This is a genomic window from Aestuariibaculum sediminum (assembly GCF_014596945.1).
GTDB lineage: Bacteria > Bacteroidota > Bacteroidia > Flavobacteriales > Flavobacteriaceae > Aestuariibaculum > Aestuariibaculum sediminum.
The window spans coordinates 107,572-120,069 of sequence record NZ_JACVXB010000003.1 but is presented as its reverse complement, the minus strand read 5'-3'; the positions used below and the strand labels follow the sequence as shown (position 1 = coordinate 120,069).

At 33.5% G+C, this 12,498-nt stretch carries 11 protein-coding genes; 6 read left to right on the top strand and 5 right to left on the bottom strand.

Annotation, left to right across the window (positions count from 1 at the left end; genetic code table 11):
• Positions 1–33: 33 nt before the first annotated feature.
• On the top strand, positions 34–1,797 hold the full coding sequence (sppA, locus tag ICJ83_RS08230) for a signal peptide peptidase SppA (protein ID WP_188229910.1): 1,764 nt from the start codon (positions 34–36) through the stop codon (positions 1,795–1,797).
• A 30-nt stretch (positions 1,798–1,827) separates the two neighbouring features.
• Here sppA and ICJ83_RS08225 read toward each other — a convergent pair whose 3' ends face one another.
• Together ICJ83_RS08225 and ICJ83_RS08220 are read right to left on the bottom strand one after the other, a co-directional pair.
• On the bottom strand, positions 1,828–2,250 hold the full coding sequence (locus tag ICJ83_RS08225) for a DoxX family protein (protein ID WP_188229909.1): 423 nt from the start codon (positions 2,248–2,250) through the stop codon (positions 1,828–1,830).
• Between the two features lie 216 nt (positions 2,251–2,466).
• The gene (locus tag ICJ83_RS08220) at positions 2,467–3,099 is read right to left on the bottom strand and encodes an NAD(P)H-dependent oxidoreductase (protein WP_188229908.1); all 633 of its coding nucleotides are present in this window, start codon (positions 3,097–3,099) and stop codon (positions 2,467–2,469) included.
• A gap of 100 nt (positions 3,100–3,199) precedes the next feature.
• Between ICJ83_RS08220 and ICJ83_RS08215 the strand changes: the two genes are divergently transcribed.
• Positions 3,200–3,568, top strand: coding sequence for a winged helix-turn-helix transcriptional regulator (locus tag ICJ83_RS08215; RefSeq protein ID WP_188229907.1), 369 nt, complete (start codon positions 3,200–3,202; stop codon positions 3,566–3,568).
• A 54-nt stretch (positions 3,569–3,622) separates the two neighbouring features.
• Here the strand turns inward: ICJ83_RS08215 and ICJ83_RS08210 are convergent, their stop codons facing one another.
• Together ICJ83_RS08210 and ICJ83_RS08205 are read right to left on the bottom strand one after the other, a co-directional pair.
• Positions 3,623–3,775: an SsrA-binding protein gene (locus ICJ83_RS08210; RefSeq protein ID WP_188229906.1), complete on the bottom strand. Its 153-nt coding sequence runs from the start codon at positions 3,773–3,775 to the stop codon at positions 3,623–3,625.
• Between the two features lie 596 nt (positions 3,776–4,371).
• A complete protein-coding gene (locus tag ICJ83_RS08205; protein WP_188229905.1) occupies positions 4,372–5,235 on the bottom strand; it encodes a hypothetical protein in 864 nt (287 codons plus the stop codon).
• 150 nt (positions 5,236–5,385) lie between these two features.
• Between ICJ83_RS08205 and ICJ83_RS08200 the strand changes: the two genes are divergently transcribed.
• On the top strand, positions 5,386–6,333 hold the full coding sequence (locus ICJ83_RS08200) for a calcium/sodium antiporter (RefSeq protein WP_188229904.1): 948 nt from the start codon (positions 5,386–5,388) through the stop codon (positions 6,331–6,333).
• Positions 6,334–6,486: 153 nt separating this feature from the next.
• Here the strand turns inward: ICJ83_RS08200 and ICJ83_RS08195 are convergent, their stop codons facing one another.
• The gene (locus ICJ83_RS08195; RefSeq protein ID WP_188229903.1) at positions 6,487–7,509 is read right to left on the bottom strand and encodes a glutamine synthetase beta-grasp domain-containing protein; all 1,023 of its coding nucleotides are present in this window, start codon (positions 7,507–7,509) and stop codon (positions 6,487–6,489) included.
• A gap of 264 nt (positions 7,510–7,773) precedes the next feature.
• Between ICJ83_RS08195 and ICJ83_RS08190 the strand changes: the two genes are divergently transcribed.
• The 3 genes from ICJ83_RS08190 to ICJ83_RS08180 all read left to right on the top strand — a co-directional run bounded on the left by ICJ83_RS08190 (position 7,774) and on the right by ICJ83_RS08180 (position 12,386).
• A complete protein-coding gene (locus ICJ83_RS08190; RefSeq protein WP_188229902.1) occupies positions 7,774–9,960 on the top strand; it encodes a glutamine synthetase III family protein in 2,187 nt (728 codons plus the stop codon).
• A 137-nt stretch (positions 9,961–10,097) separates the two neighbouring features.
• On the top strand, positions 10,098–11,276 hold the full coding sequence (locus tag ICJ83_RS08185) for an AIR synthase related protein (protein ID WP_188229901.1): 1,179 nt from the start codon (positions 10,098–10,100) through the stop codon (positions 11,274–11,276).
• Positions 11,277–11,426: 150 nt separating this feature from the next.
• Positions 11,427–12,386, top strand: coding sequence for a DUF3078 domain-containing protein (locus tag ICJ83_RS08180; RefSeq protein WP_188229900.1), 960 nt, complete (start codon positions 11,427–11,429; stop codon positions 12,384–12,386).
• Positions 12,387–12,498: the final 112 nt, after the last annotated feature.

Genomic DNA, 12,498 nt, shown 5'->3' with positions numbered 1-12,498 from the left:
TCTACAATTGTAATTAAATGAAAATTAATTTATATGAACTTTATTAAACGTGTACTATCCACTGTTACAGGTATCTTTGTTTTTTTAGGTATTTGTATCGTTTTACTTGTAATTGCCGGTATTGTATTTGGCTCATCTGGAGATGAAATTGTTCGAGTCAAAGCTAATTCGGTGTTAAATTTAAAATTAGACTTTCCTATTAAAGATTATGCAGGTAAAACAGAATTCGAAGAATATGAATTTCTGAATAAAGATGATAAAAACGGACTGTTCAATATTATTGATGCCATTCATTATGCTGCTTCCGACGATAATATTAAAGGAATTTCCATTGATAATAATTTTATTGATGCAGGGATTTCTCAAACTAAAGCACTTAGAGATGCGTTAATTAAGTTCAAGGAATCAGGAAAGTTTATTACCGCTTACGCCGATATCTATACTCAAAAGGACTATTACTTAAGTTCAGTAGCCGACACCATTTTTATGAATCCAGCAGGATTAATGGAATTTAAAGGGTTTTACTCCGAACAATTGTATTTCAAAGAATTTCAGGAAAAAACTGGCTTCAAAATGGAAGTGGTACGTTTCGGCAAGTATAAAAGCGCTGTAGAGCCTTTTCTTGAAGATGAAATGAGCAAGGCTAATCGAGAGCAAATGGAAGTATTTTTAAACTCTATATGGAAAGAGGTTAAAGCCGAAATTTCTGAAAGCCGAAATATTCCTGAAGAAGAGTTAAATAATATTGCAGATAGCTTGCTGGCAAGAAATGCCGAACTGGCTAAAGCATCTAAATTAATTGATAAAATAGCCTATTACGATGAATACATCAATGCATTGAAAACGGCAGTAGGGATAAACGGTAAAAAGGACTTGGAAATGGTTTCTATTTTTGACTATGCTGAATATACCGCAACAAAGATATTAACCAATTACAGTAAGGATAAAATTGCAGTGGTTTATGCCGAAGGTGAAATAGTTTATGGTGAAGGGGAAGAAGGCTCAGTAGGGCAAGGAGTTATGATGCGTTCACTTCAGGAAGCCAGACAAAATGATAAGATAAAAGCCGTGGTAATACGAATTAATTCACCAGGAGGTAGTGCATTGGCGAGTGAGTTAATTTGGCGAGAAATAGAACTTACCAAAAAAGTAAAGCCGGTCATTGTTTCGTTAGGAAATGTAGCTGCTTCAGGGGGGTATTATATCGCCTGTAATGCGGATAAAATTATAGCCGAACCTACAACCATTACAGGAAGTATTGGGGTGTTTATAATGATGCCTAACGGAAACAAATTAGCCCATAAAATGGGCATAAACGCAGAACAGGTTGCTACAAATAAGAATACAGTAAAGTATAGCTTTTTTGAACCTCTTAGCGATCGGCAACATGATATAATCAAGGAAGATATTATTCAAACCTATGAGTTATTTACATCCAGAGTTGCCGAAGGTAGACAAATGAAAAAAGCAGATGTAGATTCTATTGCTCAAGGACGAGTTTGGTCGGGTACCGATGCATTAAAAATTGGACTCGTTGATGAATTGGGCGGTTTAGACCTTGCCTTAAAATATGCCGCTGAAGCTGCAGATATATCAGAATATAGTATTAAGGAGTTTCCAATTTACAAAAAGGATTTGGATAAAATATTACGACAATTGGGGTTAGCCAAAGCCAAAGAAAATCTCCTTAAAGAAGAATTGGGAGAAGAAGTTTACGGACTTATAAAACAGCTTAAAGCCATGCAGCAGCGCAAAGGTCTCCAATTGCTCCTTCCTTATAATTTAGATTTTAAGTAAAGAAAAAGCGACTAGTAAAGTCGCTTTTTTTTATTGTTGCATTTTGAAATAATAATCTAAGGAGTGTTTACCTGAGCCATAAAACAGAAAAAACAGACAAACTACAAATGTAATTAAAGCAAGAATTAAATTACCCGAATGCATTTCTCCTACAAAATTGATTAATATAGCCCCTATTAATATGGGGAGCTGACCTACAATAGCCCAACGGGTTAGTAAACCGAAAGCTATAAGTAGACCGCCAATAAAATGAGCAGGAGCGACATAGTGAACTGCAATCATACCGCCTGCCATATTTTGCATGGGCTTAAATAACTCGGTTAGCATCATACTGTCTTGCATAAAACTTATCCCTTTTATAAATAAAAAGACACCTAATGCAACACGTAATAAATCGAGCGGCAAATAAGTATGGGCATTGGCCCATTTATTAAGTGATTTTATTGTATCCATAATTTTAGTTTGTTGGTTTACAGATATTAAGATACAAAAAATAGAGAAGAAATGCTAAAGTTATTTTTACTGTAAGTAGCTATAATAATAATTGGTTTTATTTCAGAATAACTAAAGAAAGACAAATCTTTTTCCATGAATAGGACTTAAAGTCATTCATCTTTAAACAAAAAAATCCCGATTTTAATCGGGATTTTTAATTAACTAATTAACCTACTATTTTATCTCGTGGATAAATTTGTTTTTGTCTTTTCTATATTTCTTTAAGTTTACATTCCAGTCATTTTCTGAGTCTCGGTAGCCTAAAGCTAAAATAACCGCACTTTTTAATCCTTTTTCAGATAAGCTTAAAATCTCATCTAGTTTCTCTGGTAAAAAGCCTTCAATAGGTGTAGCGTCTACTTTTTGTTCTGCAGCAGCAGCAATAGCCATAGCAAATGAAATATAAGCTTGCTTTGCCGAGTGTTGCTGATGCCATGATTCATCTAATGGCTCATATAAACCCCAAAGTGTTTCCTTGTATTCATCCATCGTGTTACGAGGCAATTCTCTGGCATCCATCATTTCATTAAACACATTTGTAATTTTATCATGTGAATAACCATCCCAAGAGGCAAAAACTAATAAATGCGAACATTCTGTAATTTGTGGCTGATTCCAGGCAATTGGTTTTATTTGTTCTAGTAAGTCTTTATTTGAAACTACAAAAACCTCGTAAGGTTGTAGTCCTGAGGAAGATGGCGCTAATCTGGCAGCTTCCAGTATATAATCTAATTTATCCTGAGGTACTTTTTTTCCTGTCATTCTTTTCGCAGCATACCTCCAATTTAGTCCTTCTAACAATTCCATAATATTATAATTTTTGATGCAAAGTTAGGATTGTTAAGTGACAAATAGTAACTTTGTTACCAAAAGTAATAGTAACCTTTTAGTAACCAAGTAACATTCCATGGAAAATAAAATTTCAAAACCAGCTTGTGAGCATAAAATAAGAGCCATTCACGATGTTATGTACTTAATTGGGGGAAAGTGGAAAATATCAATTATAGCCTGTTTATGTTACGGTAATAAAAGGTATTCTGATATTTTGAATGAAGTAGAAGGCATTTCTGGTAAGATGCTTAGTCGTGAATTAAAGGAACTCGAAATGAATAAAATGATTGAACGCACTATACTAAATACTAAACCAGTAGGTGTTGAATACTCCTTAACCGAGTTGGGAAACTCATTAAAGTCCGTTATAGATATACTGGCCGATTGGGGTATAGCGTATCGCGAAGAGCGAAAGATTTTAGAAGAACAGGTTGAACTATCCTAATAAATTAGACACATAATCAAAGAAGGCTTTCCAGAAATAGAAAGTCTTTTTTATTTAATCCAATGCATGCTTAGTAACATACCAGCGCCATCCAATAATAGCTAACTGTAATTTCGTGGCTTTACTTATATCTAATTTTCGTTTAGAATAACTAGGTAGAATGAGTTTATTGACCTTTGCTAAAATTTTGAAGACTTGTTTTTTCATGTTGTAAAAATAGTAAAACTTATTCTAGACTAAGTTTTACATTTTTTCTGGAATGTGCTTACAGCATCGATAGAAGAATAAAGATGATAAGCTTAACAAGTGTAATCATAATATTAGGTTTTTAAGGTTAGTACATTACGCGGTTAAAGCAATGTTTTTTCAATATATACAACAGAAGATATATCGTACAAATAAATTGTATGAAATCTGTGAATTTGAATGCAGTTATGTAATTAAAAAAATGTAATATGTAAAAATATGAAACACATAAATCTTAAATCATGTTATATATTGAAATTAAAAACCTAAAATTAATTTCAATATTAAACATTTCAAGACGTTTTTTTAAGGTCTATGTTAAATTCAAGGCATATTTTAATTGAAAAACGATGATTTTTGTTGTTTTCATCATTTTTTACCGTTTTAATTATTCTGTTGTATGAAATAGAAAGCATAAAAAAAAACCGAGCTATTTAACTCGGTTTTTTTTAATTGAATCAAGAACACATCTTATTTTTTATTAAAATGTTTATGTTTAGAGGTAGTCTCTTTAATTTATTTTTTTAATATGTTGTAAAATTGAAAATTTTAGAAAACTACTTTGTTGTAGCTATTACAGCACCGTCTTTGGCTTTGTCGCCATAAATACTCATGGCGGTTTTGGGTTTTAAATTGTCAACGGCTTTTAGTTTATTTTCTTTAGCTAATTGATCAAGTGTTTTAAAATCACTTTCTTTACCGTCTATAATGATGAGTTTGTTCGTGTTTGGGTCGTCTGTAAATCGGAATTGATTTGGTTTGCCATGTTCAGGATTAAATAATGAAGAAAAGGCTTCGGAGTCGAATTGTTCTTCAAATTGTTTTCTTAATTCATCTAAATTTAATTGTTGACCATTAAAAAAGAAGGTTCCGTTATCGTCATTAAAAAAATCATTAAAATTAAAATTACCAAGATGATTTCCTGAAAAACCAGGAATAGAATCAGTATTAAAATTGAACCCAGACTGATTTAAAAGTGACATTAGATTGCTATTTGCTGCTCCAGACGAAATAAATAATTGCCCGTCTTTTCGTCCGAAAGTAATTTGCCCAATTGGAAATTGACTCGATATATTACTAACAGCTTTATTGTTGTTACTATCTGAAAGTTCTATTTGTATACCAATAATTTCTTTTTGATTGTTTCTTTTTATTTGATTAAAATTGCCTGTTATGCCATTTTCAATTAACATATTTTTAATGTCTTCAAAATCTTTTTCCGAAGTATTTTTATCAATGGTTATGGTAACATCCTCTTCATAATTAATATTCGATATTACCTCGTTTTTATTATTTAATGGGTTTAAGTGAGTTCGATTAATTGCAATGTTTTTAAGGGCAAAAGTTTTTATTGACAGCAAGCATAAAATCATAATAAACGGTAAGCTTGCTCCTATTTTTAAAGCTTTTATTGATTTCATAATATATCTTTTTTTAAGATTTCATATAAAGTTATTATATATAGAAATTCAATTTTAAAGTTTAACCAAACTTTAAAGTTAATTGTTAAGAAATGTAAATTTAAGAGACGAAAGAAAGTTGTGAAATACTATCTTCGCAAAAAAAATTATATGAGTATAGTATTGGTGCTATTAGGTTTTGCTCTTTTGGTAGTAGGAGGTGAGTTTCTGGTAAGATCGTCGGTGGCTTTATCTTTTAAATTTAATATTTCAAAAATGGTTATCGGTATGACGGTGGTGTCGTTTGCGACATCTGCGCCAGAATTACTGGTAAGTTTGCAGGCTGCTTTATCTGGGTCTTCTGCCATAGCAATAAATAATGTCGTAGGTTCAAATATTGCAAATATAGGATTAGTGTTAGGTTGTACGGCATTGGTGGGAACCATAGCAGTCGATAAGTCTTTTTATAAGTTAAACTGGCCAGTTATGATGGTTTTTAGTCTGGCGTTATATTATTTTTTAAGTCATGACGGTAAACTATCGGCCATAGAGGGGGTGGCGCTTTTTGTTAGTTTATTGCTGTTTTTGATTGTTTTGATAAAATATGCAAAAAAAGATACAGATGTTGAAGAAGTGGATGAAGCCCTAGCTATTGTCTCTAACTTTAAAGTAACAATTTGGCTTCTTATAGGAGCCGTAGCGCTTTATTTTGGGAGTGAATGGCTGGTTGAGGGAGCAAAAGATGTTGCGCAATCTTTAGGTGTTAGTGAAGCTGTTATAGGAGTGTCTTTAATCGCAATAGGTACAAGCGTACCAGAATTAGCAGCTTCTATAATTGCGGCTGCAAAGCAAGAAAAAGCGATTTCACTAGGGAATTTAATAGGGTCGAATATTTTTAATATTGGCTCCGTGTTGGGATTAACAGCCATTGTAAAACCTATTGAGGTTACCGAACCACTTATTTTGTCTCGCGATATTTTTTGGATGTTAGGTTTTGCTACAGTGTTGTTGCCTCTGGTTTTTTTGCCTAAACGTTTTGAAATAAATAAGATGAAAGGTTTACTCTTGGTTATGGCTTATGGTGTGTTTATGTTTTTATTATTTACTAACGGAAAGTAAAGTTTTGCTTTCTTTGTTAAGAAACACATTCTAATTAAAAGTTTGTTTTCAACGATTTGCTGAGTTTGTTTCAGCATCATAGAATTAAAAATAAAAAAGGGTTTACAAATTTGTAAACCCTTTTTTATTATGAACAAATTATAAACTTTATGTTTAAATTTTTGCAGATTTAACTGTTTTGATAATTCTAGCTGCAATTTTGTAAGGATCACCATTTGAAGCTGGACGTCTATCTTCTAACCAACCTTTGTATCCTCTTTCTACAGTTGCAATTGGAATACGAATTGAAGCACCACGATCAGAAATTCCATAAGAGAAATCAGTGATAGCAGCAGTTTCGTGCTCACCAGTTAAACGCTGATCGTTAAACTCACCGTAAACAGCGATGTGCTCATCAACTACAGGACGGAAAGCTTCACATATTTTATCGTATACCGCTTTATCTCCACAAGTTCTTAATGTTGTGTTAGAGAAGTTTGCGTGCATACCAGAACCATTCCAGTCCATATCTTTACCTAGTGGTTTTGGATGGTACTCAATGTAATAACCGTATTTTTCAGTTAAACGGTCTAATAAGTATCTAGCAATCCAGATTTCATCACCAGCTTTTTGTGCGCCTTTAGCAAATAATTGGAATTCCCATTGTCCACAAGCAACCTCTTGGTTAATACCTTCAAAGTTTAAACCTGCTTCAATACATAAATCAGCATGCTCTTCTACTAAATCTCTACCATGTGTGTTTTTACCACCTACAGAACAGTAGTACATACCTTGTGGAGCAGGATAACCGCCTACAGGGAAACCTAATGGTAATTGAGTTTTGGTATCCATGATAAAATACTCTTGCTCAAAACCAAACCAGAAATCATCATCTTCATCATCAATTGTTGCTCTACCGTTTGAAACGTGAGGAGTTCCATCTGGATTTAAAACTTCAGTCATTACTAAATATCCGTTAACACGTTCTGGGTCTGGATAAATAGCAACTGGCTTTAAAATACAGTCAGAAGAACCACCTTCAGCTTGTCTTGTTGAAGACCCGTCGAATGACCAGTTTCCAATTTCTTCAAGCGTTCCTTTAAAGTCTTCGTGCTCTTCTACTTTAGTTTTACTTCTCATGTTTTGGGTAGGGAAATATCCATCTAACCAAATGTATTCTAGCTTAATTTTTGCCATAATAAATATTTTAAAAAATGATAATATTGATATTAATACGACAAATATATATTTTTATTTTAGACTTTGGATTTTATAGGGGTGTTTTCCGAAAACTATAACTTATTTTTATTTAGACCCCATTTTTTTAAGGTATCCATTAAAAAAAGTATATTATTTTATATTTAAATTGAAAAATTCTTAATTGATAAAAAGTAATAAATATTAAGGATATTCTTAATTTTGCGAAGAACGATTAAAAATTATAAATACGAATTATATAGGATGCCAACATTAAGATTTCACGCCATTAAAGAATCACTTTCTCATAAACCAATTTCAATTGAAGAAAATGAACGTCGTTCTGTTTTATTCGGTCAGAATGTTTTTAACGAAAACACGATGCGACAGTATTTAACGAAGGATGCATTTGTAGGAGTTATGAATGCGGTAAAGCTGGGTAAGAAAATTGATCGAAGCCTTGCCGACCAAGTGTCTTCATCAATGAAAGATTGGGCTTTGTCTAAAGGAGTCACACATTATACGCACTGGTTTCAGCCTTTAACAGGAACGACTGCCGAAAAGCATGATGCTTTTTTTGAAACGGTAAGTGAAGGTATTGCTATCGAGAAATTTGGTGGCGATCAATTAGTCCAGCAAGAGCCTGATGCCTCAAGTTTTCCACATGGAGGTATTAGAAATACTTTCGAAGCTCGGGGTTATACGGCTTGGGATCCTACGTCGCCAGCATTTATTTATGGAACAACACTTTGTATTCCAACAATATTTGTGGCTTACACGGGTGAGGCTTTAGATTATAAAACACCGTTATTGAGAGCGCTTCATGCTGTAGATAATGCTGCAACCGAAGTTTGTAAATATTTCGATAAGAATGTTAAAAAAGTAACATCTTCACTTGGTTGGGAGCAGGAATATTTTCTAATCGATAAAGCCTTAGCAACCAGTCGACCTGATATAACATTAACAGGACGTACTTTATTAGGGCACTCTTCCGCTAAAGGGCAACAGCTTGATGATCATTATTTTGGCTCTATTCCAACACGAGCATTTAATTTTATGCGTGAGCTTGAAACCGAATGTATGTTGTTAGGGATTCCTGTAAAAACTAGGCATAATGAGGTAGCTCCAAATCAGTTTGAAGTAGCTCCAATTTTTGAAGAAGCTAATCTGGCAGTCGATCATAATTCATTATTAATGGATATTATGGGGCGAATCGCTTCAAAACACAACTTTAAAGTGTTATTTCATGAAAAGCCGTTTGCTGGTATTAACGGTTCTGGAAAACACAATAACTGGTCGTTGTCTACCGATACAGGCGTGAACCTTTTGGCGCCAGGAAAAACACCTATGAGCAACTTACAGTTTTTAACCTTTTTTATAAATACGATAAAAGCTGTTCATGAGCATGAGGAGTTGTTGCGAGCATCAATTGCTTCAGCAAGTAACGACCATAGGTTAGGTGCAAACGAAGCGCCACCAGCAATAATTTCAGTTTTCATTGGTCAGCAATTAACAAAAGTGTTAGAAGAACTAGAAGGTGTAACCAAAGGTAAACTGTCGCCAGAAGAAAAAACAGAGCTTAAACTAAATGTGGTTGGTAAAATCCCTGATGTTTTATTGGATAATACCGATAGAAACCGAACGTCTCCTTTTGCATTTACAGGAAATAAATTCGAATTCAGAGCTGTTGGGTCCCTAGCTAACTGTGGAAATCCCATGACGGTGTTAAATACCATTGTAGCACAACAATTAAGAGATTTTAAAATTGAAGTTGATAAACTGATCGATAAAAAAGACTTAAAGAAAGACGAGGCTATTTTTAATGTTTTACGCGAGTATATAAAGTCAACTAAAGCGATTTTATTTGAAGGTAATGGTTATGGGAAAGCATGGGAAGAGGAAGCTAAAAAGCGAGGTTTGAGCAATAATAAAACAACCCCGGAAGCATTAAAAGCTAAAGTTTCTGCTAAAACCATAAAATTGTTTGAAGATATGCAGGTGATGAGTGCTATAGAAACTAAAGCACGTTACGAGATTGAAATGGAAGCTTATATTATGCATATTCAAATTGAGGGGCGTGTGTTGGGTGATATTGCTCGAAATCATATTGTACCGACTGCTGTAAAATACCAAAATGTCTTAATAGAAAATGTAAAAGGGCTTAAGGAGATTTTTGATAAAAAATTCACCAATGTTTCTAAAGAGCAAATTAATTTAATCGAGCAAATCTCAGAGCATATCGAGGGTATTAATGCTAATGTTACAAAAATGATTAACGCACGAAAAGAGGCTAATGGTATAGAGGATATTGAGAAAAAAGCTATGGCTTATTGTAATGATGTTAAACCTCTTTTTGATGATATTCGTTATCATTGTGATAAACTCGAATTATTGGTTGATGACGAAATTTGGCCGTTAACCAAATACCGTGAATTATTGTTTACTAGATAATTTTATTGAAGGAACGTAATCAAGTTTAGTGTTCTTAAAAGTGAAATACTTTAACATTCATAATAAATATTAAAAATCCCGTTTTAATTCGGGATTTTTTAATTCAAAGAATTAAATTTGCAGCTCAATACAATACTATGAGTCAAGAAGTTTCTAAACGTTATGCACAACGTGGCGTTTCGGCATCGAAAGAAGATGTTCACAATGCAATTAAAAACATTGATAAAGGTCTGTTTCCTAAGGCATTTTGTAAAATAGTGCCCGATTATTTAACCAATAATGAGGATTACTGTTTAATAATGCATGCTGATGGGGCAGGAACCAAGTCGTCTTTAGCCTATATGTACTGGAAAGAAACAGGTGACCTTTCGGTATGGAAAGGTATCGCTCAGGACGCCTTGATAATGAATATAGATGATTTATTATGTGTCGGGGCTACCGACAACATTATGTTGTCGTCTACAATTGGAAGAAATAAAAACTTGATTCCCGGTGAAGTTATTTCTGCAATTATTAATGGGACCGAAGAGTTAATAGAAGAATTAAAATCTTTTGGAGTAACTATTCATTCTACTGGCGGAGAAACAGCCGATGTTGGAGATTTAGTTCGTACAATTATTGTGGATTCTACAGTAACCGCACGAATGAAACGTAGTGATGTTATTGATAATGCCAATATTAAAGCTGGTGACGTTATTGTTGGTTTGGAGAGTTTTGGCCAGGCTACTTACGAGAAATCATACAATGGAGGTATGGGGAGTAACGGCTTAACATCGGCAAGACATGATGTGTTTAATAATTACTTGGCTAAAAAATACCCAGAGAGTTTTGATGCTTCGGTACCTGAGGATTTAGTGTATTCAGGGAATGTAAAGTTAACCGATGCGGTAGAGGATTCACCTATTGATGCAGGGCAACTTGTATTGTCACCAACACGCACCTATGCGCCAATTATCAAAAAAATATTATCTCAATATAACAGTGATACGGTTCATGGTATGGTACACTGTTCTGGTGGTGCGCAAACCAAGATTCTTCATTTTGTAAATGAATTTCATATTGTTAAGGATAATATGTTTCCAATTCCGCCTTTGTTCAAATTAATTCAGGAACAAAGTAAAACCGATTGGAAAGAAATGTATCAAGTATTTAATTGTGGTCATAGAATGGAATTATATGTGTCTCCTGAAATTGCAGAAGACATCATAAATATATCGAAATCTTTTAATGTAAACGCTCAAATAATTGGTAGAGTAGAGCCTTCAGAAAGTAAAAAGCTTACAATAAAAAGCGAGTACGGAGAGTTTAACTACTAAACTTTTTATTCAATGACATTGAAATGGAATGGTTATTGATAACAAGTGTATTTTATTAAAGTAAACTAATTAAGCTGGTAACTAAGCATTAAAAAGTGTAGCCTTTAAGGTGTTGTTTTTATGAATTTTACAAGCATTATGTCATCAAAAATGAAAAACATTGTATTAATAACTTTTTGTTTCTTTTTTCAATTTATTTCAGCACAACCCGATTCTTTATTTCTTAAAGTAAAACCCGAAGCCTATATTGGGCCGCAATGGGTTCAGAAAAACAAAGTCACTGTAGATTTGAGTGAAGTTGCTTTTGTGAACTGGAATTCGGGAGGTACCAATTCTATTGCTGGTTTGTTAGGTGCTGAAACTTCAGCTAATTACAGCGATAAATATTTTAACTGGAAAAATAACGCTGTTCTTCGTGTTGGTATGAATAAACAGGAGGCTAAAGAATTACGAAAAACAGACGATCTTTTTGAGTTAAACTCCAATATTGGTTTTCAACCAGATGAAAATTCTAATTGGTTTTATTCGGCGCGATTAAACTTTAGGACTCAATTATTTAATGGGTATAAATACCCAAATACCGATGAGCCGATCTCTAGGTTTATGGCGCCAGGATACTTGTTTTTTGGTGGCGGTATGGAGTATGGTAAAAATATTGATAAAACCTCATTTTATTTTTCACCAGTAACGATGAAAGCCACTTTTGTGTTTGATGAAGATTTAGCTAATGCCGGTAAATTTGGTGTAGAGCCAGCGGTTTATGATGTTGATGGTAACTTGCTTGTGGAAGGTAAGCGGATAAGGCGTGAGGTTGGAATTTTAGTTACGAATAGTTATGAAATGGAAGTGACTCAAAATGTAAATATGAAACATAGAGTGAGTCTGTATTCTGATTATGTAAATAATTTTGGTAATGTGGATGTTGATTGGGCTTTAGACTTCGATTTTAAAGTGAATAGTTTTATAAGAGCTACCTTAGGGTCTCATCTTCGCTACGATGACGATATAAAAACCTTAGTTGAAACCGATGTTGAAGGCGAATTTGATGAGGCTGGTGCTAAAATTCAATGGAAGCAGTTTTTAGGTATTGGTTTCGCAGTGGATTTTTAAATTTTTTCAAATTGATAATTTTATAATTCACGTCATTAATTTTCTTTCATTTTTCTTAATAATGGGCGCTTTCCTTTAGTGGCTTCTTAAAGAAGTTTGAGTTTTGTTTGTG